Source organism: Clostridium pasteurianum BC1, assembly GCF_000389635.1.
Classification (GTDB): Bacteria; Bacillota; Clostridia; order Clostridiales; family Clostridiaceae; genus Clostridium_I; species Clostridium_I pasteurianum_A.
This window is the reverse complement of record NC_021182.1, coordinates 3,364,529-3,389,687: the sequence shown is the minus strand read 5'-3', so window position 1 is coordinate 3,389,687 and position 25,159 is coordinate 3,364,529. Positions and strand designations below refer to the sequence as shown.

Below are 25,159 nucleotides of genomic sequence, written 5' to 3'. Positions count from 1 at the left end.
CAAGAAGGGGGTGGATAGTTAATGCCTACATTTCAGTATGAAGCAAAAACAACTAAGGGAAACATAATAAAGGGAAAAATTGATGCAGTAGGTGAAGAAGCAATAATTGAAATATTAAGACGTAAAGATTATTATCCTATAAAAATTGCAGAATACAAAGAAGGTTTCAATGTAAATTTATCTGAATATCAAAAGGTTCCAATGAAAGACATAGCCATATTCGCCAGACAATTTGCAGTAGTTTTGGAAGCGGGTATTACTATTTTGAGAGCTATAGAAATACTTAAAGAACAATCTGAAAATAAGAAATTAAAGAGAATATTGTCTGAAGTTTTTGAAGAAGTCCAAAAGGGCAACAGTCTTTCCGAATCCATGGGAAAATATAAGGATTTTCCTAAAATGTTTATAAGCATGATATCTGTAGGAGAGGCTAGTGGAACCCTTGACAGCATAATGAACAGAATGGCAGGTTACTATGACAAAGAGTACAGGCTAAGACAAAAAATAAAAAGTGCAGTAACCTATCCTATTATAGTAAGTGTATTCGCATTTTTAGTTGTAGTAATGTTAGTAACTTTTGTACTACCAAAATTTGTTGTAATGCTTGATAGTTTAGGGGCAAAAGAATTGCCTTTACCGACGAGAATAGTTATGGGAAGCAGCAGCATAATACAACATTATTATATATTGATTATTTTGATTGTAATTGCAATTATAATCATAGCAAATAGTTTATTAAAGACAAAAAAAGGTACTATTGCACTGGATACCTTTAAGATGAAGGTACCTATGTTTGGAAGTATATATCAAAAAATAGTTACTGCAAGATTTGCAAGAACCTTTGGAATACTAGTTACCAGCGGCTTATCTGTACTGGAGAGCATTGATATAAGTAAAGAGGTTGTCGGAAATGTGGTAATAAAGAATGTGCTGGATCTTTTAGAAGAAGATATAAAAAAAGGTGAAAGCCTTGGAGAAAGTCTGAAAACAAGCAATGTCTTTCCACTGATGCTATCACAAATGATTAAAATAGGAGAGGATTCAGGTACACTGGATTATGTCCTTGATAAAACCGCAGAATTTTATGATGGAGAAGTGGATTCAGCCACAGCACAAATTGCTGTAATGGTGGAACCACTGATAATTATAGTACTTGCAGCAGTAGTTGGTTTTATAATAATATCCGTAATATTACCTATATTCGATATTTACAATGCCATGGGATAGGGTGATTTTACATAAAAATTATCATGGAGGTGTTTTTAATGAAAAATGAATTAGTATTAAATTCAAACAACATAGGCGTAAACACAACAAAGGAATCATTAATAAAAAAGAAAAAGAAAGGCTTCACATTGGTAGAACTTATTGCGGTTATTGCAATACTTGCAATATTGGCTGCTATTATTGTGCCTAGAGTTGCTAATTATACAACTAGTGCAAATAATGCAAAACGTTTGGCAGATGCGAAAACAATTGCTCAAGCCGCTGAACTTTATCAAACGGAAACTGGAAATACTATACCTGATGATACTCCTTTAACTGACTCTGATTCTACTGCGACTAATGATTTAAAAAGTATATTAACTACTACTGTTAGCGGAAAGACTTATTTAAGTAATTTTCCAACTGATTCCACTGAATTAAGTGCAATAGGCCCTAATTATTCTAATTTAAAGACGTACATTACAACAACTCATTAGCTTGGTATACTTATTTTAAAGATATTACTCGGAGAATTTCATTTCTCCGAGTGAACTTTAAAAATTATATAAAGTCTATAGAGATTTACTTTTATAAAATAAATATTTAATTATAATATATGTAATAAAAAGGTGATATTATGTTTTCAAAAGATATAATGGCTGTAAATATTGGTGATAGTATTATAAAAATAATAGTAGGCAACAAATCAAATATTAAATTATGTGAAAGCATAAAAACTCCAGCGGAAAGCATAGTAAACGGTAAAATGGTAAATTTAGATGTTGTGGCTCTAGCTTTAAGAAAATTTATAAATAAAAATAATATAAATGTAAAGAGAATTTCCTTTGCCATTAATGGTCAGGATATTGTCATAAGACAAATTGAGACTCCAATAATGAAAGATAAAGAGATAAAAAAGTCTGTGGATTGGGAAATGAATCAATACCTTAGAGAAGAGGGTTCAAATCACTATATAGATTTTGAAAAAGTAGATACTGTAATGTCAGAGGATAAAAAAGTATACAAGCTTTTAGTGGCAGCTGCACCTAGAGATAAAGTTGATCAATTGGTGGAGCTTTCTAAAACATTAAATATGAAATTGATTTCAGTAGATGTATTATCAAACTGTATTGTACGAGCATTCCAGAACTTTGGTATAACTTCTAAAGAAATGGAAAGTATTGCGGTTATTGATATTGGCTATGAAAATACAAGTATAATTATACTTGAAAAAGGTAAATTTTTTATAGAGAGAGTAGTACCATTTGGATTGAATAATATTGTCAGAGAAATATCAAGAAAAAATGGCATTGACATAGAAGAAGCTTTTACTTATATTGATGATAAATACGACATAAATAGTTTAAATAATGATGATGAAACTGAAAAGAGAATAGAAACTCTATTTGAAAATGTATACTCTACCTTTGCAAAAGTAATTCAATTTTATACTAGTAATAACACCAAGAAAAGTATTGATGAAATTTTTATAATTGGCAGTGGATGTAAAATTAAGGGTATAGACAGGTTCACCAGTAATTATTTTTCTATTAAAACTACTATTGCAGATTCTCCTGAAATAATAAAGCTTAATGCTAAATTCTCAAAGGAAGTTGATTTTAAATCCTTTGTAAGTACTTTTGGGCTTTTGCTTAGAAAGGAGTAAAATATGAAAGAGTTGAATTTAATTCCCTATGAAATTAAAGAGAAGAGAGATAAAGAAATATCTGTCTATAAAGCAGGTTTATATGGAATTATTGCTGTTTTTATTATATTTGTTATGCTTTATATACCAAATTTCATTCTCAATTATTATAAATCAGAAGGAAATCAGCTGAAATTAAAAATAGATGCTAATAGTAGTGTTAGTGCTGAAAAGGGAAATTTAACTGATGAAATAAATAGCTATAGGACATATACGGAGAAAATAAATAGTATATCCAAAGGGAAAATTTTATTCAGTGATAAGCTTAGAGGTATACAAAAGCTTATACCTAGTGATTTAACTATTGTTACATTAACTTATAATAGTAAAGTGATTACTATAAATGGAACTACTAATAATTATAATTCCATAAGTGAATTTGCTGCAAATTTACAGCTTACAGATAACTATAAAAATTCTAGAATAAATAGTATAACTTCTTCTAGTAATCAGGTTGGCGGTTCAAGTTATAATTTTACTATAGTTATTAATTGATAGGTGGTGGAGTAAGTGAGTAATTTAAGTAATCGAGAAAAATATTTAATAATAGCAATTGGAATCTTAGCTGTTATATATGTATATTATAGTTTTTTTCTATCACCTGTAATGAATAAGATAAAAGTTGAAAAATCTAAAGTGGATGCCTATAATACACAATTGAAAAATATAAATGTAATGAAAACTGACAATAAAAAACTTAGTAATGAGTTACATGCTTTAAGGGAAAAGAATAATCAGAATTCTATGGCCTTACCTAATTTTGAAAGAAATCCTGAAATTGCATATAAGTTAAAAGCTATAGCTGATAGTAATAAAGTAAGTATAAGTAATATTAATTTATCTCAGCCCACTGCTTATAGTCAAACTTCTTCAAATACGTCAAGTAATAATACTAATAATTCACCACAGAATAATACAAATAGTTCAAGTAATACGGTTACTGCAAAGCCAGGAAGTCTTTTAAGTATACCTGTCAATCTAAGTGTAACTGGAGATTATGATGGGATAGTAAATTTTATTTCTTCCATAGAAAAGGATGAGAGACTCTCAGTAATAAATAGTATCAATTTAAGTTCGCAAGGTACTAGCGGAAGTTCAAATTCAGGCTCAAATAGTATTACTGCAACTATTATGTTAGATTATTTTTATATTGTTACTTCGGAAAAAGATAAGGTGGAGTATGATTTTAATAAAGGGAATTATGGAAAGGATAATCCTTTTAAATAAGAATTCTATTGCTATTCATAAATATTTTATGTTAGGTGGTGTAGTAGAGTATGAAAAAAGGTTTTACTTTAGTTGAAGTGGTTGCGTCTATAGCTATATTTTCTATTACGATTTTAGCTATTTCAATGGCTTTTTCTACATCCTTAAATATAAGTCAGATGAACGATATTAAGCAGGATACATCACAGTACGCTAAGGCTATTACGGAAAATTATATAGCTCTGAGGTATAGTGCTATAAATATAAATGCAAATACTGAGGTGTCAGCTTTTAAATATTTTAATACAGTAGACGACATACAGAATTTATTTAATACGGGAAATAGTATGACAAACATTTCTGGAAGTGTAAATAACACTGCCTATCCTTCTATGCAGGGAATGAAGTTTGGTGTTTTAATAGATATTAGTAAAACTACCAATCTTAATGTAGATTTTTATCATATTTATGTGCGTGTATGGAGACTAGACAAGGGAGCACAAAGTCAATCTGTTAGAGATATTTATGAAAGTAGTGATTGATATGAAAAATCAGATTAAAAGAAAGGGCTGTTCACTTATAGAACTAATTGCTGTAATGGCCATACTTACTATTGCATATGGAATTATATTTGAGATTTTTACTACACAGACAAGGATATACAGTAACGAGATGGTAAGAAATGATGTGCAGAATTCGGCAAGATTGTGTTTGAGTAGTATAAGTGACAGCATACAATTGGCTTCATATTCTAAAGAAAATATAAATATAATGAAACAACAAAATACATTTGACGGATTAGGCCAATGCACACAGATTGTAAGTGTAAATAATGGTGAATATACCTATGTTATAAATAACAGAAGACTCTTCAAATATGTAAATAGTACAAATTATACAATGATTTCCGGTAATGTGGATGATATAACTATAACCCAAAATAATATTTATGAAATAGATGTAAATATAACAGGAAAACATTTTTATACTGAAGTTTCCTTAAGAAGTATTGAAATGGAGGTGCAGTAACTATGAATTCAAATAGAAAAAAAGGGTCGGTACTTATATTAATGCTGGCTGTAGTTGCCTTAATATTAGTATTTGTGACATCTCTTGTAATAGTGAATACCAGCACTCACAAAGTACAGATTTCAACTGATACAGTAAACAGGGTGAATTATATTGCAGAATCGGGAATAGAAGTGGCATGGGCTAATTATTTTGCAAATTATACGAATGCAAGCAATATTGATAGTTATATTACAAATTTGAACAGTAAACTAAAAACAATAACTGATAACAAAAGCTTAAAATCTCAAGATGGAAGTATATGGGTTAGCACACTTTATATTGATACTTCTTCATACAGAATAGTTTCAACTGCTACAAATGGAAACATTACAAAAACATTATATCATATAATTCAAGTTAACGATTTAAATAGTGGAAGTGACAGCCATAATATATTATCTCCTCTATTCTCCACAAAACGAAAATTTATGATTTTCAATGTAACCACTAATTCAAATTCTGATAATAATTTGAATTTTCTTGTTAAACCAGGTAATGATAAAAAGACTTATGATGAAAAATTTTTGTTTTTAAATATTGGGCAATATCAAAATAATTTTAATAATACTGATTATTCCTTTAGTAAAAATAATGGTGGCAATAGTGGTATTAAAGCAATATCAAATAGTTTTTTTGTTTTTCCTGTTTCTGATTGTACTTTACCAGGAATCAAATCTAGTAGTAACAATGATGAGTGGATAACCTATCCTAATACTAATGTGCAGTATTATGTATCAAGTACAAGTGTTGCTAATTCAATAAACAATTCAAATCTGACAAGCCCCAATAATGCATTTATTCAAGGATTAGTAACAAATAAAGATAAAGTTCGTGTAATAATAATTAATGGAGATATAACCCTTGATAATATAGACACCATTCATGCAAATACTTATTTAAATAACTTGATTGTGTATTGTACTGGTACTATTAATCTAAATAATTGCAATATACAATCTGGAAGCAATGGAAACAATGGTCAAAGTGATATTAATATTTGCTTTATAGGAAATAATTTAAATGTTCAAGGAGCAAATACTGTTAGTTATGTATATGGAAATAATTTTAATAGTAATGATGATGCAACAATTAAAAAAATTATTGGAGAAAATATTACTGCTGATGTAACTTGGCGTTAAGGCTTAGTACCAAGCAATATAGATGTGAAAGAAAGACAAGATGAGATGTACTTAATAAGTAGATCTATGGAAGAAAATGTGAAAGTAACAAGGAGTTAACGAGAAGATATGACATATTTACTTGCATAGCGCTGTAAAGATTTTGTAAGAATACAAATATAAATAATAAATTAAAAAGTTAGAAAAGATATGTTTTTATTGTTATATTGAATTGAACTGAAATAGTAATACTTATTAATTACTTTAAAGCTTAGTAATATAATGTTCAACTGTAAATAGCTCAATAATATTCTAGGAAACTTGAGTTTTCATAGTTATTCCTAATAGCTTTTTAGTAATGTAAATTAATTAAATTGCGTAAGTATATGTAAAAATGTGATATCGTATATTTGTGATTATGAAAAGATTTACAATTACTATTTATAAATCTTTTTCATTACGCTATTTGTATTAGTTCTACATTAGGATATAATAATAATAGAAATAATAATGAACAGCGTAAGTTTTCGTTTTAGAAAGAGTGATATATCGTGATTATAAGAAATAATACCATAAAGGTTGAACAAATTGATAAGAGTTTAGTACTAAGCATTGAAGATAAGAATGAACTATATAAAAATTCTCTGTTTTTTGATTTGGAGCACTATGTATATAAAAAGCCTATATGTATAGGAGTTTTTGGCTGCTCCTATTATGATGATGATAAAAGAGAATTATTTGTAACACAATATATGATAGAGGATAAAAAAGATTCTGAAGAAATTATCTCTAAGATAGAAGAATATTTTATAAAATATAAAAACAGTTATGAAAAGAAGTATATAGTCACTTTCTCTGGAAATAATGATTTTACAGTATTAAGATATTTATTCAAAGAAAGAAATATATATTTTGATATAGATTCAGAGTTTATTCATATAGATTTACAAAAGCAGTATGAAAAAGAGAAAAAAGAGGGAATTGGACTTAAAAATTTAGAAAAAATCTTTGAAATAGAGAGAGAAAGTGCAGTGATAAGTGGTTCTAATCTAGCAAAGACCATAAGTAAAATTATAAAGGATAAAGATTATTTTTCCAGAATGCCTGAGGAGAAAAAAGATAAAATACTCCTTTATAATGAACAGGATGTAGTAAGTCTCTTCTATATATTGACTAATTGGAAGAAATATATAGTACATGAGGAATGAAAATTTTACCATAATTTTGAAATAGTAATGCAAAATTATATATGCTATAATAAAAATATTTTAGTAGGCGGTGATAATTTTGGATAAAGAAACAAGACAGATGTTTGAATTGATATTAAAAAAGCTTGATGGCTTGGAAACAAGATTTGAAAGCATGGAAACAAGGCAAGAAAGTATGGAAACAAGATTTGATGTCATGGAAACAAGGCAAGAAAGCATGGGGAAAAGGCAGGATGAGATGTATTTGCTTTTCAGGTCTTTAGAGGAAAATGTGAAAGTAACAAGGGCTGAACAGGAAAAGGCTACATATGTGCTTGCAGATATGCAGGGTAAGCTTACAAAATTAACTGAAAAAGTAGAAGATCACGAAACAGTTATAGAGCAAATCAGAGCAATAAATTAGTATTATAATATATAACACAATAAAAGCCAATATAAAATTGTTATGGAAAATATGAGAATTTTAATTTAATATATAGTGAGATAGTTAGAAATAGCTATCTTTTTTTGTTACAGATAACTTAAAAAAATTAAAAATTTATTTAACCAAATAGGTATATATATTTAATTTCTGTCCATAATCAAGGTATAAAATACAAAATATATGAAGGAGAAGAGATGAGGATGGAAAATTTAAAATTGAAGGATTTAACAACAAAAAATATTAAAGTTAAAACAAAAAAGAAAGGTTTTACCCTTATAGAAGTCATAGCTGTCATTGCAATTCTTGCAATCTTAGGAGCAATACTCGTACCTAATGTTTTAGTTTTAGTTAATAAGCCTTTATAAATAGGAACTTACAAATAATCCGTCAAAAAATCGTCAAAAATTAAAATATTGTATTGATTTTTTTTGACGCATTTTCTATCATGTCAGATGTTACGTGAGAATAAGTATTCATGGTTTGTTTAATATCATGTCCTAGCAGCTTTGCGGCGGTTTTAAAGTCAACACCATGACTTATCAACATGGTAGCATAAGTATGTCTTAATTCGTGCACTGTTATACTATACCCAGCTTTTTTATAATTTCTACTCAAGTCAGACGATATCCCTACAAGTGATTTATTTTTAAAAATTCTATTATCAAAATTAATAGGATTTTCTTTTTTAAATTTCATAAGTTCATCCATAACCACTACAGGAATAGGGACTTCCCTTTTAGAATTATTAGTTTTTAATTTTCCTAATCCATATTTATTGCTATCAATTTTCTTCCATTGAAGCGATACTTGTAGAATAGACCTTGGTTCGTCAATATCTGACCATCTCAGACCAACAATTTCTCCTATCCTTAAGCCACATTTTGCAGCCAAAAGAGACATTAAGAAAAAAGGTTTATATTGTATTTTTTTTAACAAATCTTCTAATTGAGTTATAGTCAATGCAGTTTTCTCACTTGTATTTTCGTCTACAGGTATATCAATATTGGATGCTGGATTTTCCTGTATAAGCTTATATTTTTCTTTTGCATAGGCGAATATAAGTTTTATATTGGATAAATGCCATTTTATAGTGGAAGCTTTTAATTTTTTGTTTACAAGCAAGTCAATGCAGTTTTGAACATCTAGATTCGTAATTTCTGGTAAAGAAAGATCATAGAGAGAAGAGAATTTTTTCAAAGAACTGTAGTGAGAACTTATTGTATTAGCTGTTTTATATAAAGTTTCATGCTTAATGAACTTTTCCCCAAATTCTTTAAAACTCATTTTGTCACATTCATTATGTTCAACAATACAACTCTTTAATTTTAGTTCGTCTACTGTTACTAGAGCGGCATCTTTTGCAGCCTGTTTTCCCTCTTTGTTCAAAGGGAAGCCTTGTTTCGATTTCTGTTTCCATTTTCCCAAATTATCTTTGTAACTGATAATGTATTGCCATCCATTGTCTTTCTTTCTATAGGTTATATTGTATTGCATAAAAATTACCTCCTATCGTTTTCTTTTCGACAATAAGTACTTCATATATTGAACTATTTCGGACCTTTCAGTTTCGGTAAATTCTACATCATAAAAAGGTTCTAGTATTAAATTGTTTTTATTATCCACTACATATGAACTATTTTCTAAACCTTCTTTAACAATATTATGTATGTTCTTTATAGTATCAATAGTATAGTTCAACTGTTCCTCAGTAGTTAACAATTCTTTTATTGTAATTCCAAGCGCATCTGCAATTTTTTCAATTTTATCTATCGTTGGATTCTTTTTCTTATTATTTTCTATGTCACTCAGATATCCTACAGACATGCCAGCTAATTCAGCTAGTTTATTAATAGTAATATGCTTTTCTTCTCTAATTTTTTTTATATTATATCCATTCATTAATATCACCTCATTTGTAATTATTCTCCCATAACGAATATTTTATACTTAAAATATTTCAATGTCAACGAAATATTAAGAAAAATAAAGTATTTCGCTGAAAACGAACAACAGTTTGCTTTCTTCGCCTGTAGTGAAATAATATAAACTTTGTTCTCTACCAGAGAAAAACATATAATTTAAATATAGCAAACAGGGGGTGAGAAGATGAACAGAATAAAAGAATTTAGACAGTCTATAGGGATGACAGTAAAGGAATTATCATTAGCATCTGGTGTGGCCGTGGGGTATATAAGTGATATAGAAAATGACAATATGAATGAGACTAATCCAACAAAATTGGTAATGGAAAAAATATCAAGCGCTTTAGGGAAAACAGTGCCTGAAATATTTTATGAGGGGGTCAAGAGTTGTGGATAAGTTATTAACTAAAAAGGATTTAGCAGAAAGGTGGCAAGTTTCAGAAAGAACAATAGACCAGTACAGAGAGAATAGAATCATTGTTCCCGTAAAAGGAATCCCTTGCATCAGATACAATTTACAATACATTGAAAAGATTGAAGGTTGTATTCCGGAAAGAGCTACTTTAAGGGAAAGAAAACTTGAAAAGGAATTAGAAGAAGTAAAAAAAGAAAGAGATTGCTTTAAAGGGATTTTACAAACTGTTTTAGCGGAAAGCAGTAAGATAATATCTTTCCAAGAAAAGAAAGTAGTTTAATCATTTCAAAACCAAATATCAGCATTTCAATAACTAATCATATCTATAGTGCCGCAATGGCTAAAAAGTAAGAGTGGATAAAAAGAACCATGACATGATTAGGAGCTGTGGCTATAAAATATGTCATGATGCGAAAAAAAGTGAGGTAAGGAGGACTTGAATAAATATCAAAAAGTAATCAATCAAATAACTAAAGACCATTTAGAGAAAACTTTTATGCCAATACCATTTGTTACCACAAGAAAAGCAATCCGCAAAAAATTTAAAAGAGTAACTAATGAATATGGCTATAAGAGCCTTAGATTTTCAACGTTACTAAAAATCAAACAGTATGGCAAGGATCATGAATTTAGAGCATAGGAGGCGAAACCATTGAAGATTAATGAAAACTACAAAATTGAAGCCATTGATGAAAGAAATGTTTGCATCATGGAGCGTAAAATTCCAAAAGCAGAACCAGGAAAAGAACCAAAGAAACCTTATTGGAAAACAGAAGGCTATTATCCCAACATAGAATTTGCTCTTAAGAGTTTAGTTACAAAAGAGATTAATGGTACTGGAATAAAAGGTTTAAAGACGATTACAGATAAGATTAAAGAGTTGCATGAACTTATTGGGGGACTTAATTATAAAACAGCCATGGAGCTACTGGAATATGAGAAAAAGAATAAGGAGCTTGAAGCACAGCTTGAGGAAATGTCAGAGAGGATTTTAGATTTGGAGGCATGTAAGTAATGAAAATAACAGCCAAGAAGAAGAAGCAGGTAATTAATCTTAAGAAAGAAGGCAAGTCTTATAAAGACATATTTCTGATAGCTAGAGTTAGATTTGAAAATGCAAGAAAAATAATTAAGGAGGCAGGTGTTAAGTAATGGTATTTGAAAATCTAATGGCTCTCCATGTTGCTATAAGGCGAAATTGTCCGCCTGAAATAGCTTTTAAATATATAGATAATCTTGCATGGCTTGAACGTAAAAGATCTCCAAACTTTGATTGGATTGAGAAGGATGTAAAAGATGTTCTTAAATTCAGAGAAGAAGGCCTTAGTTGGAGCGAAATAGGTAGTTATTATGGGACTACTGCCAGTGGCGTATGCCATGCAGTTATAACAAGGAGGAAGAATAAAGTTGATAAGAAAATTGTTAGAGCAAAACGGTCTTAAGATGTCGGATACAAAATTTAAAGAGGTCATGACAGAAACTCAAAACGACATTAGAGAAAATCATCTTAGGTTAGGGGTTAGGACTTCAAAGGATTATCTGTTAAAGGTGGCAATTATTTATTATGGAATTTCAAAGAGTATATAAAAAAAGAGCTCTTAGAAAAAGAGCCAATAAATAAAATAGTGTATCCCTATTCTACTATGGAATGAGGGTAAAAGTCAAATAGGAGGAAATATAAATGCAGGTAAATATAAATAAGATAGCCATAAAAGGCTTTAAGGGCTACGTAGACGAATGCGAATTTGTCTTAGGTAAAAGAACACTGGTAAGTGGCGATAACGGTCTAGGAAAGTCTAGCATAGGTGAAGCTATAGCGTGGGCTATAACTGGTTGTGATATTAACGGAAATGAAAAGGCTACAGCAAGGCTTGTTAATGATAAAAAGCCTAAGTTGACTGAGGTGGTACTTGATCTTGAGATAGATGGAACACCACAAACTTTAATCAGAAGAAAGAAAGGTTCCAGTAATGAGATTTACTTGAATGACGTTAAAGTGGCCAACAATGATATCTCAAGGGACTTGTATAAGAGCAAAGATGTTTTCCTCAGTATATTAAATCCTTATTACTTTCCTAATTTAGCTCCAAAAGATGCAAAGAATCTTTTATCCAGTATCTTAAAGCCAATAAGCAAGGAAGACATATTTGCAGAGCTTGGAGACTTCTTAAAGGAGAAATTAGAAAAGAATAAGTTTAGAACTCCTGAAACTTTTCTTACAGATAAGAGAGCAGAATTAAAAGACCAGGAGGAAAATATCATCTTCCTAGAGGGGGTCATCGAAGGGGCTAAACCTATAGATATTCCTGAAAGAAAAAGTTTTGCTGATACAGAATTAAAGAATCTTAGAGAGCAGCTTAAAAGTTTAGAATCAGTATCTAAAGATCCTAATTTTGATAGACTGGAAAGAAAAAAAAGAGATTTAGAATTAGAACTTTTAAAAGGTTACCTTGATATAAAGCCTATAGAGGGTACTAAGTGGCTGAGAGCAGAGAAAGACAGTTTACTTAAAAGATTTAGAGATATTGAAGCCAAAACATCTAATATTGGTAAAAACGTGGTTACTTGTGATAACTGTGGTAATGAAATAGATCTTAATGCAACTCTAAAGGTTAGTTTAGAAAAAGAATTAAACGAGGTAAAGGCTGAGGGCATAGCCAAGAAAAAAGAGATAGATGAACTTGAAAAAGAAAATGAAATTACAAAAGCAGAGAATATGAAAGTAGTCCAGGAATGGGAAATAGGTCTTAAATATCAAATAGAGACTATTCAAAAAGAAATAAGTAACCTTGCAGCAGAAAAATCAAAAGAGGAAGAATCCAGAAAAGAGAAAATCACATCAATAAAAGCAAAAGTATTAGAGCTTGATGAGGAAGAGAGAAGAATTTTTGCTCATAACTCAAATATAGAAGCTCTTGAAAAGCAGAATGAAAAAATCAAGCATGATATAGAAAAATCCAAGAGAGAAATTGAAAACTCCAAGCTAAAAATAGCAGAATTAAAAGTTGCTATAGATGCCGGTAAGCAGTACAACTCTATAAAACTTAAAAAGCAAACTGAGATTATAGGTAAGTACCTAGATAAAGTAGAGTTGCAATTTGAAAAATTAACCAAAGATGGAGAGCTTAAAGATGATTTTAAAATCCTATATGAAGGTAGAGAATTCAATAAGTTATCTAATGCAGAAAAAATAAAGGCTGGCCTTGAAATGAGTAACTTTGTTTCAAATATGATGGATTTACATTTTCCAGTGTTCATTGATAATGCAGAGAGCATTACAGTTATACAGGAATTAGATACACAAATGATTATGGCTAAAGTAGTTGAAGGCCAAGAATTGAAAGTTGAGGTGCTTAAATAATGAGAAATGATAATACTGATGTTTTAGCAATGGGCAGAGTTGAGTATGAAGTTAATGGAACTCAAATAAAGTTAACTTCTACTATAGTAAAAAAGTATTTAGTAAGTGGTGATCCAACACGAGTTACAGATGAAGAAGTAGGAGTTTTCCTTCAATTATGCAAAGGTCAAAAATTAAATCCATTCTTAAGAGAAGCATATCTAGTAAAATTCGGCAATAAGCCAGCAGCCATGATAGTTGGCAAAGATACTTTTACCAAGAGAGAATTAAGAAATCAAGATAGTGAAGGCCATGAGGCAGGAATAATAGTTGTTAATCTAAAAAAAGAGGTTGAGCAGAGAAGCGGAACATTCTATCTTAAAGGCCAAGAAACACTAGTTGGTGGATGGGCCAAAGCTTATAGAAAAAATAAAAAATTTCCTACTGAAATTACAGTTACATTAGATGAATATATAGGAAAAAAAGCAGATGGCACGATAAATTCTAACTGGACCCAAAGACCGGCAACGATGATAAGAAAGGTTGCATTAGTACAGGCTCTTAGAGAAGCTTATCCGGAAGAATTTGAAGGCTTATATGTAGCTGAGGAAATGAATGTTGATGATAAAGATTTAAGTACAGATCCAGTAGACGTAGAAAAGGAAATTGAAAAAGAAAATGAGGCCCCAGAGCAGCCAAAACCAGTTCAGAAAGAACAGAAACAATATTTAATGCAGCTAGGAGCTCAAAAAGGATTAGTAACAGGCGAAGGCAAGGAAGCAGATGTGTCTAAGCTTGAAGCACTGGCAAATGAACACAAAATAAGTCTTAGAGGTCTAACCTACGATAGTGCAAACACTCTTCTAAAGTTAGTTGAAGAATACACTGAGGTTGTAGATGTAGAAGTAACTCCTGTAAATGATGATCCTGGTACTGACGCACCACCCGAAGACATTGATGACGCAGATCCATTTTAAGAGGTAATCTCATGATTTCAAATGCAAATATATTTTTAGAAGAAAATGACAAGTATTCATTCAAGCCATTAGACCGCAATAGTGACACCATTATATTTAAGTTTTCAGATGGAACATGGATAACTGGCACATGGGATGCATTTAATAAACTTTTTCACACAATAGATGAAATGCTGCACGAAGAAAAAGAAACCTATATATCATTACAGGATAGATTATCAGAAGTAGAAACAAAAGCAGATAAGCTTCAGGAAGAAAATGATTATTTACGAACAAAGCTATCTATAAGGAGGCAAGCATGAAAGACATAAAGGTAGTTAAAGAACAAATAATAAATCTTTTGAGTAATGTCAAAAGAGAAAATATAGATAAGGTTGCTAAATATTTGGTAGAGGGCGATTTTTTTACCGCCCCCGCTTCAACCAGATTCCATGGAAATTTTTCAGGAGGACTTGCAGAACATAGTCTTAATGTCTACGAATTATTCAAAAGAAAAAATGAAATATATGATTTTGGACTAAGCTATGACACGGTTACAATTTCTTCACTGCTCCATGATATTTGCAAAGTAAATTTTTACACAGTTTACGATAAGAATGTTAATATCGCAAAAGCAGGAGAAAAACCAAAATGGATTAAAACACCAGCATATGGGGTTAATGATTTAATGCCTATAGGACATGGCGATAAGAGTGTTATATTGCTTCAACAATTTATAAAACTAACTAAAGAAGAAGTTATCCTTATCCGTTGGCATATGGGTGGCTATGAAGCCAAGGAGAATTTAAATACTATAAGTAATGCATGGAATATGTATAAAGCTGGTGTTGCTCTTCATACAGCAGATTTAGAGTCTAGTTATATATTAGAAGATCACTTTGAACCAGGTGAAGATAGTAACCAAGTTAAATTTAAACAATGAGGTGAAATAAATGAATAGAGTTGTTTTAATAGGTAGGCTCACAAAGGATCCAGACTTGAAATTTACCCCGGGAAGTGGTAATGCAGTATGTACTTTTACCTTAGCTGTAGATAGGAATTTCACCGACAAAAATACAGGAAAAAGAGAAGCTGATTTTGTACCTATAGTGGTATGGAATAAGATAGGTGAGTCAGCTGCAAACTACCTGACAAAAGGAAAGCTTGCCGGAATTTCGGGGAGAATACAGACAAGAAATTATGAAGCTAAAGACGGTCATAGAGTTTATATTACTGAGGTTGTAGCTGATGAAGTCCAGTTCCTTGAATGGGATAAGAAGCCAGTTGATGGAGAGATAAATAATCAAGGCGGCAAAGTCCTTGAACCAGTAAAGAATATTGATACTGAGTACGGAGATATTACTCCGATAGATGATGGAGACATACCGTTTTAGTATGAAAGTAAAAAAATAGCCCTAATAAAGGGCCAAGTGGAATATTTAACAAAAGTAGCTACTGTATTATTGTATCATTATTGGAAACAATATACAAATTGATAAATGAACAAAGGATGATAATATGATTATTTTTTCTTAGATTTAGACTTAATTATTAAAATAAGAATAAGAGAAACAGCAAATAAAATTATTGAATATAAGATAGTAATAATGGCTCTATAGGCAGATTGATTTCGCAAAATATTTAACATTATATTCGCTCCGTAAATTAATATTTTATGTTGAGTAAATATAGTATTTCCTATTGTTAATATTATAAACAGTTTAAGTATTAGTACGTACTATGATAATAGGTCGAACTAGATGGGTAGATAAAATTGTACTTTGATAATTGAATAATGCGGTGTTTATAGAATAAACTTCTAATATATTTTATCGGTAATAATGGACGATATAGAATATTATGGTATAATTTCTATATGAATTAAGCTAAAAGTATAAGATATTATCTAGCAGTTATTATAGATAATAAATACTTAATTTATAGGTAGTGGTATAGCCGAAATTAAATATAAGGAGAGTTAATGGATGAAGAAAATAGGAATGATTGGTGGTCTTGGACCCGAATCAACTTTAGATTATTATCGCCTAATTATTGAAAAATATCGTAATGAAGTAAAGGATGGTAGCTACCCTGAAATATTGATTAATAGCATGGATATGAATATTCTTTTAAGTTTTGTTGAGAATAAACAATGGGACAACCTTGTAAATTGCTTAATTAAAGGTGTCGAGATACTCTATAAAGCAGGTGCAGATTTTGGATTCATTTCATCAAATACACCACATATAGTATTTGAAAGAATTAAGGAGTTATCTCCTATTCCATTAATAAGTATTGTTGAGGAAACATGTAAAAATGCTGAGGCGTTAGGAATAAAAAGATTGGCCTAATTGGGACTAAATTTACAATGGAGAGCAATTTTTTTAAGAAAGTATTTGACAAAAGTAATATAAAAATTATCGTTCCAAAAGAAGAAGAACAGGATTATATTCATCATAAACTAATGACTGAAATTGAATTTGGAAAGTTTCTTGATGAAACACGTAATGGATTACTTAATATTGTTAAAAGGATGATTGATGAAGATTCAATAGAGGGATTAATTCTTGGTTGTACAGAGTTGCCATTAATTCTTACAAAAGATGAATTTGGTATACCATTCCTTAATACTACAAAAATTCATGTTGAAAGTATTATTAAAAATTGTATTAAGGAATCTTAATTGATTTACAAAAGTAAAATTTTATTTATATATAATATTTATTAATAGTGAAAATTAAATATTTCATAAAACACCGTATTATTCAAGAATTCTACGGTGTTTTTGTTTCGCCATTCAAAATTAAACCGAAATAAGGTGATATAAAGTTGATTTTTTACAAGTGCAATGTTTGCGGTTTAATAACAAATAGAATTTTTAAAATATGTCCTGAGTGCGGTGTTGAAAGTACGAAAACTAAGCAGGAATTTAAATATTGCTGTAATCAAATATTATCAAATGACAATCAATTAATAAAAGAAGGTGAATGAATGCATTACAAATTTTCAGAAACAGAAATCAAGAAGCTTCTTAAGGAAAACTTCATGATTTTATATGATACCAGAGAGCAAATTAATGGTCATATCCTAGATTACTTTGATAAAAAGAAGGTCCCATATAAAAAGAAAAAGATTGATGAAGGAGACTACACTGCAATAATCACTAAGCGCCCGGATATGGGAATCTACAGAGATTTATATTTTCCAGTGGCAGTAGAACGCAAAAATTCCATAGATGAACTTGCCGGAAATCTTGCCGAAGAAACTGACACGCATGATGATGTAAGACTTATCAGAGAACTTCAAAGAGCAAAGACCAAAGGCATTAAGATTTATTTAATCATTGAAGATAAGAACGGTATGGAGAATATAAAGACAGGCAATTACAGGAGTCTATATACTCCAAAAGCTCTTTTAGGAAGGCTATCAAGTATACAGGACCTATATTTATATGACACCATATTCACTGAAAGAATCAACTCAGGTTTTGAGATTTACAGGAAACTTTACTATAGTGTCAGGAATTTCTTAAAGGAATTGGATATGGATATAAGCCCAGAGGCGGAAAGCTATGAGTGATATAAAGAAAGTAACTAGTGAAGAAGCAAGTAAAATAATCGAAACAAGAGAACCATTAGGAAAATTTTATACGATAGAAAAAGACTTTAAAACAGGAAAAAGAATTTATGTGGGTATAGATAATCAATGCGGAGACGCTTGGACAGAAGATTTTAAGTGCCTCACAACATGTAAAAATTGGCTTGGATAATATAAAAAATTATGTTTATAGGGGGGGTGGAAGAAATTTGGAAATACAGGATATAGATTTAAAAGAACTTATAGAAAGAGAAACAGGAGAACATTTTAATCGGCAGGGATACGTAAGGTGTCCCTTCCATAATGAGAAAACACCCTCACTTTCAGTTAAGTTTTTCCCGGATGCCAATAAAGAGAAATTTAAGTGCTTTGGCTGTGATGAAGTTGGGGACGCTATAGATTTCATCATGAAGCTTAGAAACTTAAACTATGTTGAAGCCAGGGAGTACCTGGGGCTGACAGTAGAGAAAAGTATCTACGAGATACAGACTGAAAAAGTTAAGTCTTATATTGAATGGCAAATAGAAAAGTGTGACTTTAGAAAAGGTCAAAAGCTTCTTGGTTTATTTGAATTTGTAAATGAGAAAAATGAAGTTGTATATTATAAAGCAAAATTATTAAAACCTGACGAAAAGAAAGATTTATCTTACTATCATGTAGAAGATGATAAGGTAATCAATAAACGTGGAACAGATGAACTCATATATAACTATCACAGCGTTTTGGAGGGCATTGAAGATAAAAAGATAGTAATTATATGTGAGGGTGAAAAAGATGCCAACAAACTTAGCAGTGTGCTTAAAAAGGATAAGTATGTTGCTACAAGTATTAAAGGCTGTAAAGACCTTTCTATTTTAGAAGGTGCTAAAATTTATGTTTGCAGCGATACTGGTGAAGCTGGAGAAAAATACAAGTGGCATATATACAATGAACTATTTGCGTGTGCCAAGGCATTTAAATTTATTAATCTTCCGGGTATAAAGAATTTAGGTGACAACAAAGATGTTACGGACTGGTTAGATGCTGGACATGATAAGTTTGATTTACTGAAGGCTTTTGGTAGATCATTAGATTTAAAATCAGAATACGAATTGCAGCAAAATAAAGATGGAATATATAAAACAGCTTATAAGGGTAAGGGTGAAGAAGCTGAAAAATATAAAAAATATATTGCCAATTTTAGATTACTTGAGGCTACCAGAATAAATTTTGTTGATGATAACAAAGAAGGAATTAAGCTAGTTTTTAAATCTTCTACAGGAGAAACCATAACTAGGGAAGGGCCTTCTACTGTATTTGATGATTTAAGGAGCTTTAAAAATTTTCTAGGGACTATAGATCTGAATTTTAAAGGCAAAGTTGAAGAACTAGGAGATTTTAAAGAGTGGGTAAATAATTATTTTGCTTTGGAAGTAGAAGAGATTCATGAGGGAGCAGGTTTTATTCAAAAAGATGAAAAGCTAATTTTCATAACAAATGATGGCACTATTGATAATGGAAATGTACTGAAAAATATAAAGGCTGATGCAAAAGACAATATAGATGTTATTGGAATAGCTCCTATAGAAAAAGAGGAATTAAAGGAAATTAGGAAACACATTTTTAAATTTGCTACACCTGAAAAAACAATAAGTATTATAGGCACAGTTATAAATAACTTAGCAGTATACCAAAATCAAAAAATGAAGGAAAAGTTGCATCATTTATTAATTGTAGGCGAGAGCGGGAGCGGTAAATCTACTATAACTGAAAATGTTATAATCCCAATTCTCAATTATCCAAGAAAAGCAAAAGAAGCTATAGGTTCTGGTAAACCATTCAGTATTATAAAGGGATTGAGCACAGGGAATTATACAAAAATATATGAAGAGTTTAAGCCTTCAAAAATGGATAGATATACAATATCAAAAATATCGGATATATTAAGAAACCTATATGATAGAGATACTATTTCTAGGGGGAATAAGTCTCTAAGAGTCGACTATTATCAGCTTATAAGGCCAGTAATTATAGTTGGTGAAGAAAGTTATCCAAACCAAGAAAAGGCCCTTATAGAAAGAAGTTGTATAGTGTATCTTGGAAAAAGGGAAAGAGAAGAAAAACACACTGAAGCTATGAAATGGATAACTGAAAATGAAGAGATTCTTAGTAAATTTGGTAGAAGTTTAATTGATATTGTTTTGAGTTTATCCTTGGATCAATACAGGGAAATGAGAAATGCAGCTGAATCAAATATAAAAGGATTAAAAGATAGACCTTTGTGTACTGCAGTCAATATATGCTGCGGAATTGAAATATTTAATATTTTACTTAAACAAAATAATATAGCTCCAATAAATAATTATTATAATCATATAATCACAAATATTAAATCTGAAATTCTTCAGGGTGGAGAAGAAGCTCATTCCGTAGTAGAAGGTATGCTTACTTTGTATAACGATTTAATAGAAGATGGCAGAGCCTATGAGTATGAAAAAGTTGTTAGATGCAGAGGTGACGGAGTGTTTATAAAAACGACAGAAATGCTTAATCAAATTAATGAATATATAAACAGAGTTGGCAACAACGATATTACATCCTTGGGCGTAAGAGATTTCAGGAAACAGGCGGCAAAATCCGGATATTTAGAGGGAACATCCAACAAAGTTATTAAAATTGATAATAAGCCAGTCAAATTTGATACTTATAGTAAAGAATTGTTAAAAAAATTAAATGTCAATTCTATAGTTCCTCCAGATTATATAGATGTAACAAGCATGGATGATAATGTAATTCCGTTCAAATAAAAGTGGGTAACCTTTGGGTAACTTTTCGGTAACCTTGGGAAGGCTGATAAATAAACGGATTAGAGTATTTGATGAAATATTCTGAATAATTAATAGTAACTTTTGGGTAACCGCCACAAACCCAGTGCTTTCGGGAGTTTAGATATATAATAATATAATAGTTACTTAAAATATAAATATAATATATATATATGAGACATATACACTCTCTATATATACACGCACATTATTTTTGAAAATAGGGTAACCAAGTAACCTTATCTCTAAAGTATTGTGAATAAAGAGTTGTAGCGGTTACCTAAGAGGGTAACTTTAGGGTAACTTTTAGGTAACCATGAAAGGAGTAAATAGCTATGAGCCTAGATAGTATCAAGGTTTACAAGCATAATATAGAAAATATCAAAAAGCAAGAAAATAGAGCAATTTTAGATAAAAAGTGGACTGAATTAGCTAAATTAAGAGTAAAAAGAGCTGATTTTGAAGCAAAAATTAAAGAGATTGAAGAAGGTAATTTGTAAAGTTATTACAAATTGCATACATTTATAAAACTAAAATGTTAATTAATACTAAAGTGGTATTTAATAACTCATTATTTTTAGTTAAAAAAGAGGTGTTTTTATGGCAAAAATAAGTGCTAATGATATGTATAAAAATAGAATTGAACAAATAAAGTATGATTTGCAGCAGGAGTATTACAAAGGTAAAAGGAAAAGCAATAATAAGATAAAAAAGCTTTCTGAGGAAAAGGAGAGACTAGAAAAGTTAGTTAGGTGGTGATGGGGTGGATGATAGAGTATTTAAAAAGATAGAAAGTGATTTATATAATTATAAATATTTAAATGTTAAAATTGAAAATCTAAAAATAAAAGTTGAAGATATAAGTAATAGTTATGATGGTTGTACTGCTATAAGTTATGAAGAAAGAACAGGTAAAACTAATAAATTCAATTCCAGTGTTGAAAATGAGGTTGTTAATAGAATTGAAAACGCTATGCCTGCTATTGGGGAATTGGAAAGAAAAATTACTTATTATATAAATCTTAAGAAGAAAATAGATAATGCTTTGACTGTTTTATCACCTATGCAAAGACAATTAGTAGAATTAAGATATTTTAGTTTTCCAACTAGATCATGGGTAAGTATAGAAAGAGATCTTCATATGAATAAAGATTATTGCTGTACTAAAAGAAAAGAAGTTATAACTCTTTTATCCAAGCTTATTTAAAGTATTATCAAAGCTTTATCTAAGTAAGTCCTCAATTTTATAGGTGATAAAGGAGCTATAATAGTATCATTGAAAGAATTAAATGAAAGGCACTTGCAGAAATGTAGGTGTCTTTTGTTATGTATGATTGTAGGAGGTGAGTTAATTGCTAACTAAAGATCAAGAAGAGCTAGTCACATTACTTATACAGGGTGAGAAAATAACTGATATTGCAAAGAAGCTTAATAAAGCTAGAAGTACTATTTATGAGTGGATGAAATTAGATGATATTAACAATGAACTGGACAGACGCAAGCAAGAGTTAGCACACCAAGGAAACAACTACATCATGAGAGATTTATATACTTATATAGACAATATTAAGGAACTTGCTGACGATAAGAGCGATAAACGCGTGTGCCTTGCTGCTAACCAATATCTTATAAATAGAATATATGGTAATCCAACTGCTGTTATTGATACCAATAGTGATGATGTAAACGAAAATGTAAATGAGAATGAGCTAGAATTAGAGTTAAAAAGGTTCAAACAAATAAGAAAAGTGAAGTAATCCACAACATATTGTGTATAATGTTGATAACATATACTACATGTATTCAACTGCAACAAATTTCAGTTTGACGCAGTTCACGAAACACTGCACAGTGGTGAAGCAGTTGCATACTATAACACTTTAATGTATTAAAGGGGGGGGCCTCATATTTCCAAATGGAAGAAAATCCCACAACGGACTCCACATTTTCTGCAAAATTTAAAAAAGTCGAGGTTATCAAAACGTTTTGTAGTCAGTTTAAAATTGAGAAATGCAATATTACCAATAATTAATTTAAATCACCCTATGAAGCTGTGAGGAGGTATAAAAGATGTGGTTAAGTGAATTCTTAGAGAAACATATATTTAAAGAAATATACGAGAAATATAGAAAATAATAATTATTTTTAAAATGCATGCATAATTATTGATTTATTAAGCTTAAATTTTAATTTATTGTTATATATGATTTTTTTTTAATAAGCTCTTTTACAGCTTTTTTAATTATAGGATATAAGATTGAAAAATTTACAATAATGTCTAAGACTAAATTAATATATTCTAAATTGTGTTTCATATAACATACCTCGCTTTATAAATCTAAAATGTATTTTATCCAACTTTTAAAATGATATTCTTCAAATAAAAATAATGAGGTGGTCAGCATGAATGTTTATTGGAGTGATGCTTAATGTTTAAGAATGAAGATGAACAAAACAGATATTTAATATATAAGTATCTTCAAGATGTAGGATTTTCCGAGGAAGCTACTATTGATATGATTATTAAGCATTCCAGCAATTTATTTGGGTATCATGGATTAGCTTATCAACTTGGAAAAATGAGTTTAGAATTTTTCTGTATGTATTTTCTCCAAGATATTTTCCTTCCTAAAGAAGATAATGCTGCGGCTCCTATAGCTAAGGTTCATGAAGAGATTTGGCAAGACATTCAAGAGTCTATTGTCGGTGATGGTAATAATCAGATTGGCAGAATACTTCCTAGAGGTACTGGGAAAAGTGCTTTTGGTACTTTTGCAGCCACTATATGGGCTCATGCATATAAATTTAAAATATATACTCTGATTTGTTCAGATATAGGAACCACAGCTGAGAAATTTATTAAGGATATTAAAGATACTTTTCTTGAAAATAAATATATTGAGAAAGCTTTTGGTAAGTTACTTGATGATAAGAATAAAAGATATATTTGTAATGCAACTCAATTAGAATTTACTAATAAGACTTTTATTGAGGCTATTTCCTCCGGATCTCCAATGCGTGGTCGTAAATATGGTAATAATAGACCTGACTTAATTATCCTTGATGACTATCAAAGTGAAGATGATGTAAGAACCGAAAGTGCTAGAGAAAAGAAATGGAAAAAATTCAGTGATGATGTTAAATATGCAGTTCAAAAGGCGGTTGTCCGCAATGGCAAAACTGTTAAAAAAGGTACCACACTTATAGCTCTTGGAACTCTACAGCATAAGGAATGTTTTTATAGTAGATTACTTAAACAGCCTACATGGAAATTTAAAATCGAGAAAGGTGTTCTAATTGATGATTTCGTAAATGAAGAAGACGAAAAAATCAATGGATTAGATCATTATTTTAGTACTGGATTGTGGGCTGAGTTTAAAAATATTCTTTTTAATTTTAAAAATAAAAATCATTTGGAAGATGCTAAAGAATTTTATTGGCAGCATGAATCTGAAATGCAATATCCATTACTTTGGAAAGAGTTTTGGGATTGTTTGGACTATGCGTTGTCATATTATGAAAATCCAACATCTTTTAAGCAAGAAGTGCAGAGTGATGTTGATAGCATAGGTGAAAAATGGTTTAAAACAGTTGCTACAGAACTAAGAAAAGAGATTGAAACTCATAAATTTATTAAAACAATGCTTTGTGTAGATCCTGCAAGTACATCTAAAGGTACTTCTGATTATTCTGCTTATTTAGTTGGAAGCCTTGGTGATAATAATTTAAAATATGCTCGTAAAGCAGAACTTGCTAAGATAAATGCAAGGACTGATTTTGATAAATATATAGGTCATATGATTAAATTGTTGCTAGAATATCATGAAATAAGAACAGTATATATTGAAAAAAATACTTTCAATGGCGCGGATGCAAACCAGCTTGAATTAAAAATTAATAAGAATTTTATATTAAAGTCCAGAAATATTAAAATCATAAATGAATCTCAAAGAAAAAATAAGGACGATAAAATTTCAACTATAATTCCATTTATGAATAAAGGGCAAATTATTTTTGCCGAAGAAGATGAAGATTTTACAGAGCAGATTTTAGAATTCAGAGGCCAAAAATTTAGTGTACATGACGATGCTCCTGATGTTACCGCTGAATTTGCAAATAGAATTGAAAATGTAAAGAGAAGTTCCTCAATGGAGCCTGTAGTTGTTAACGGATTATATTAAAGGGAG

General features: G+C 30.1%; 33 protein-coding genes and 2 pseudogenes. 33 read left to right on the top strand and 2 right to left on the bottom strand.

Annotated features, from left to right (window positions below; all coding sequences use genetic code 11):
* Positions 1-21: 21 nt before the first annotated feature.
* The 11 genes and pseudogenes from CLOPA_RS16115 to CLOPA_RS24490 form a co-directional block, all read left to right on the top strand.
* A complete protein-coding gene (locus tag CLOPA_RS16115) occupies positions 22-1,227 on the top strand; it encodes a type II secretion system F family protein (RefSeq protein WP_015616495.1) in 1,206 nt (401 codons plus the stop codon).
* Between the two features lie 38 nt (positions 1,228-1,265).
* A complete protein-coding gene (locus CLOPA_RS16110; RefSeq protein ID WP_015616494.1) occupies positions 1,266-1,703 on the top strand; it encodes a prepilin-type N-terminal cleavage/methylation domain-containing protein in 438 nt (145 codons plus the stop codon).
* Between the two features lie 140 nt (positions 1,704-1,843).
* A complete protein-coding gene (gene pilM, locus CLOPA_RS16105) occupies positions 1,844-2,872 on the top strand; it encodes a type IV pilus assembly protein PilM (protein WP_015616493.1) in 1,029 nt (342 codons plus the stop codon).
* Positions 2,873-2,875: 3 nt separating this feature from the next.
* On the top strand, positions 2,876-3,406 hold the full coding sequence (locus CLOPA_RS16100) for a PilN domain-containing protein (RefSeq protein WP_015616492.1): 531 nt from the start codon (positions 2,876-2,878) through the stop codon (positions 3,404-3,406).
* Positions 3,407-3,421: 15 nt separating this feature from the next.
* A complete protein-coding gene (locus tag CLOPA_RS16095; RefSeq protein ID WP_015616491.1) occupies positions 3,422-4,138 on the top strand; it encodes a GspMb/PilO family protein in 717 nt (238 codons plus the stop codon).
* A 50-nt stretch (positions 4,139-4,188) separates the two neighbouring features.
* Complete coding sequence (locus CLOPA_RS16090) at positions 4,189-4,659, top strand: type II secretion system protein (protein ID WP_015616490.1); 471 nt, start codon at positions 4,189-4,191, stop codon at positions 4,657-4,659.
* Positions 4,643-5,146: a PilW family protein gene (locus tag CLOPA_RS16085; RefSeq protein ID WP_015616489.1), complete on the top strand. Its 504-nt coding sequence runs from the start codon at positions 4,643-4,645 to the stop codon at positions 5,144-5,146. Before CLOPA_RS16090 ends, CLOPA_RS16085 begins: the two co-directional genes overlap by 17 nt.
* A gap of 2 nt (positions 5,147-5,148) precedes the next feature.
* Positions 5,149-6,327, top strand: a complete 1,179-nt coding sequence (locus CLOPA_RS16080) for a hypothetical protein (RefSeq protein ID WP_015616488.1) — start codon at positions 5,149-5,151, stop codon at positions 6,325-6,327.
* 530 nt (positions 6,328-6,857) lie between these two features.
* A complete protein-coding gene (locus CLOPA_RS16075) occupies positions 6,858-7,514 on the top strand; it encodes a ribonuclease H-like domain-containing protein (RefSeq protein WP_015616487.1) in 657 nt (218 codons plus the stop codon).
* A gap of 79 nt (positions 7,515-7,593) precedes the next feature.
* Positions 7,594-7,917 carry a hypothetical protein gene (locus CLOPA_RS16070; RefSeq protein WP_015616486.1) on the top strand — a complete coding sequence of 108 codons (324 nt, stop codon included), beginning with the start codon at positions 7,594-7,596 and terminating at the stop codon, positions 7,915-7,917.
* A 221-nt stretch (positions 7,918-8,138) separates the two neighbouring features.
* Positions 8,139-8,294, top strand: a pseudogene (locus tag CLOPA_RS24490) (type IV pilin protein); the annotation flags it as partial.
* 49 nt (positions 8,295-8,343) lie between these two features.
* Here CLOPA_RS24490 and CLOPA_RS16065 read toward each other — a convergent pair.
* A complete protein-coding gene (locus tag CLOPA_RS16065) occupies positions 8,344-9,432 on the bottom strand; it encodes a tyrosine-type recombinase/integrase (RefSeq protein ID WP_015616485.1) in 1,089 nt (362 codons plus the stop codon).
* Between the two features lie 12 nt (positions 9,433-9,444).
* The gene (locus CLOPA_RS23895) at positions 9,445-9,837 is read right to left on the bottom strand and encodes a helix-turn-helix domain-containing protein (RefSeq protein WP_015616484.1); all 393 of its coding nucleotides are present in this window, start codon (positions 9,835-9,837) and stop codon (positions 9,445-9,447) included.
* A gap of 207 nt (positions 9,838-10,044) precedes the next feature.
* On the opposite strand from CLOPA_RS23895, the gene CLOPA_RS16055 reads away from it, so the two are divergent.
* The 22 genes and pseudogenes from CLOPA_RS16055 (at position 10,045) to CLOPA_RS15970 (ending at position 25,153) form a co-directional block, all read left to right on the top strand.
* Positions 10,045-10,257 (top strand): helix-turn-helix transcriptional regulator, encoded by a 213-nt coding sequence (locus CLOPA_RS16055; RefSeq protein WP_015616483.1) that lies wholly within the window; start codon positions 10,045-10,047, stop codon positions 10,255-10,257.
* Positions 10,250-10,555, top strand: coding sequence for a hypothetical protein (locus CLOPA_RS16050; RefSeq protein ID WP_015616482.1), 306 nt, complete (start codon positions 10,250-10,252; stop codon positions 10,553-10,555). The genes CLOPA_RS16055 and CLOPA_RS16050 overlap by 8 nt, the downstream gene beginning before the upstream one ends.
* A 156-nt stretch (positions 10,556-10,711) precedes the next feature.
* Entirely contained in the window at positions 10,712-10,915 is a 204-nt protein-coding gene (locus tag CLOPA_RS16045) for a hypothetical protein (RefSeq protein WP_015616481.1), read from the top strand.
* A gap of 12 nt (positions 10,916-10,927) precedes the next feature.
* Positions 10,928-11,290 carry a hypothetical protein gene (locus CLOPA_RS16040; protein WP_015616480.1) on the top strand — a complete coding sequence of 121 codons (363 nt, stop codon included), beginning with the start codon at positions 10,928-10,930 and terminating at the stop codon, positions 11,288-11,290.
* Positions 11,290-11,427, top strand: a complete 138-nt coding sequence (locus CLOPA_RS25225) for a hypothetical protein (protein WP_015616479.1) — start codon at positions 11,290-11,292, stop codon at positions 11,425-11,427. Before CLOPA_RS16040 ends, CLOPA_RS25225 begins: the two co-directional genes overlap by 1 nt.
* Before the next feature lie 17 nt (positions 11,428-11,444).
* On the top strand, positions 11,445-11,717 hold the full coding sequence (locus CLOPA_RS16035; protein ID WP_155241927.1) for a hypothetical protein: 273 nt from the start codon (positions 11,445-11,447) through the stop codon (positions 11,715-11,717).
* Positions 11,683-11,862 carry a hypothetical protein gene (locus CLOPA_RS16030; RefSeq protein WP_015616477.1) on the top strand — a complete coding sequence of 60 codons (180 nt, stop codon included), beginning with the start codon at positions 11,683-11,685 and terminating at the stop codon, positions 11,860-11,862. The genes CLOPA_RS16035 and CLOPA_RS16030 overlap by 35 nt, the downstream gene beginning before the upstream one ends.
* 94 nt (positions 11,863-11,956) lie before the next feature.
* Complete coding sequence (locus CLOPA_RS16025) at positions 11,957-13,636, top strand: AAA family ATPase (protein ID WP_015616476.1); 1,680 nt, start codon at positions 11,957-11,959, stop codon at positions 13,634-13,636.
* Positions 13,636-14,592, top strand: a complete 957-nt coding sequence (gene bet / locus CLOPA_RS16020; RefSeq protein ID WP_015616475.1) for a phage recombination protein Bet — start codon at positions 13,636-13,638, stop codon at positions 14,590-14,592. The genes CLOPA_RS16025 and bet overlap by 1 nt, the downstream gene beginning before the upstream one ends.
* Positions 14,593-14,603: 11 nt before the next feature.
* Complete coding sequence (locus tag CLOPA_RS16015) at positions 14,604-14,894, top strand: hypothetical protein (protein WP_015616474.1); 291 nt, start codon at positions 14,604-14,606, stop codon at positions 14,892-14,894.
* Positions 14,891-15,514: an HD domain-containing protein gene (locus tag CLOPA_RS16010; RefSeq protein WP_015616473.1), complete on the top strand. Its 624-nt coding sequence runs from the start codon at positions 14,891-14,893 to the stop codon at positions 15,512-15,514. The genes CLOPA_RS16015 and CLOPA_RS16010 overlap by 4 nt, the downstream gene beginning before the upstream one ends.
* A 10-nt stretch (positions 15,515-15,524) precedes the next feature.
* On the top strand, positions 15,525-15,965 hold the full coding sequence (gene ssb / locus CLOPA_RS16005) for a single-stranded DNA-binding protein (RefSeq protein WP_015616472.1): 441 nt from the start codon (positions 15,525-15,527) through the stop codon (positions 15,963-15,965).
* A gap of 591 nt (positions 15,966-16,556) precedes the next feature.
* A pseudogene (locus tag CLOPA_RS26840) lies at positions 16,557-17,254 on the top strand (aspartate/glutamate racemase family protein).
* A gap of 146 nt (positions 17,255-17,400) precedes the next feature.
* Complete coding sequence (locus tag CLOPA_RS25220) at positions 17,401-17,562, top strand: hypothetical protein (RefSeq protein ID WP_155241926.1); 162 nt, start codon at positions 17,401-17,403, stop codon at positions 17,560-17,562.
* Positions 17,563-18,150, top strand: coding sequence for an ERCC4 domain-containing protein (locus tag CLOPA_RS15995; protein WP_015616471.1), 588 nt, complete (start codon positions 17,563-17,565; stop codon positions 18,148-18,150).
* A complete protein-coding gene (locus CLOPA_RS15990; protein ID WP_015616470.1) occupies positions 18,143-18,340 on the top strand; it encodes a hypothetical protein in 198 nt (65 codons plus the stop codon). Before CLOPA_RS15995 ends, CLOPA_RS15990 begins: the two co-directional genes overlap by 8 nt.
* Before the next feature lie 37 nt (positions 18,341-18,377).
* Positions 18,378-20,954, top strand: coding sequence for a CHC2 zinc finger domain-containing protein (locus CLOPA_RS15985; protein WP_015616469.1), 2,577 nt, complete (start codon positions 18,378-18,380; stop codon positions 20,952-20,954).
* Positions 20,955-21,307: 353 nt separating this feature from the next.
* A complete protein-coding gene (locus CLOPA_RS25670; protein ID WP_015616468.1) occupies positions 21,308-21,472 on the top strand; it encodes a hypothetical protein in 165 nt (54 codons plus the stop codon).
* 100 nt (positions 21,473-21,572) lie between these two features.
* On the top strand, positions 21,573-21,731 hold the full coding sequence (locus CLOPA_RS25215) for a hypothetical protein (RefSeq protein ID WP_015616467.1): 159 nt from the start codon (positions 21,573-21,575) through the stop codon (positions 21,729-21,731).
* Positions 21,732-21,735: 4 nt separating this feature from the next.
* On the top strand, positions 21,736-22,179 hold the full coding sequence (locus CLOPA_RS15980; RefSeq protein WP_015616466.1) for a hypothetical protein: 444 nt from the start codon (positions 21,736-21,738) through the stop codon (positions 22,177-22,179).
* Between the two features lie 145 nt (positions 22,180-22,324).
* Positions 22,325-22,729, top strand: coding sequence for a helix-turn-helix domain-containing protein (locus CLOPA_RS15975; RefSeq protein ID WP_015616465.1), 405 nt, complete (start codon positions 22,325-22,327; stop codon positions 22,727-22,729).
* Positions 22,730-23,401: 672 nt separating this feature from the next.
* Entirely contained in the window at positions 23,402-25,153 is a 1,752-nt protein-coding gene (locus tag CLOPA_RS15970) for a hypothetical protein (protein ID WP_015616463.1), read from the top strand.
* Positions 25,154-25,159 lie beyond the last annotated feature (6 nt).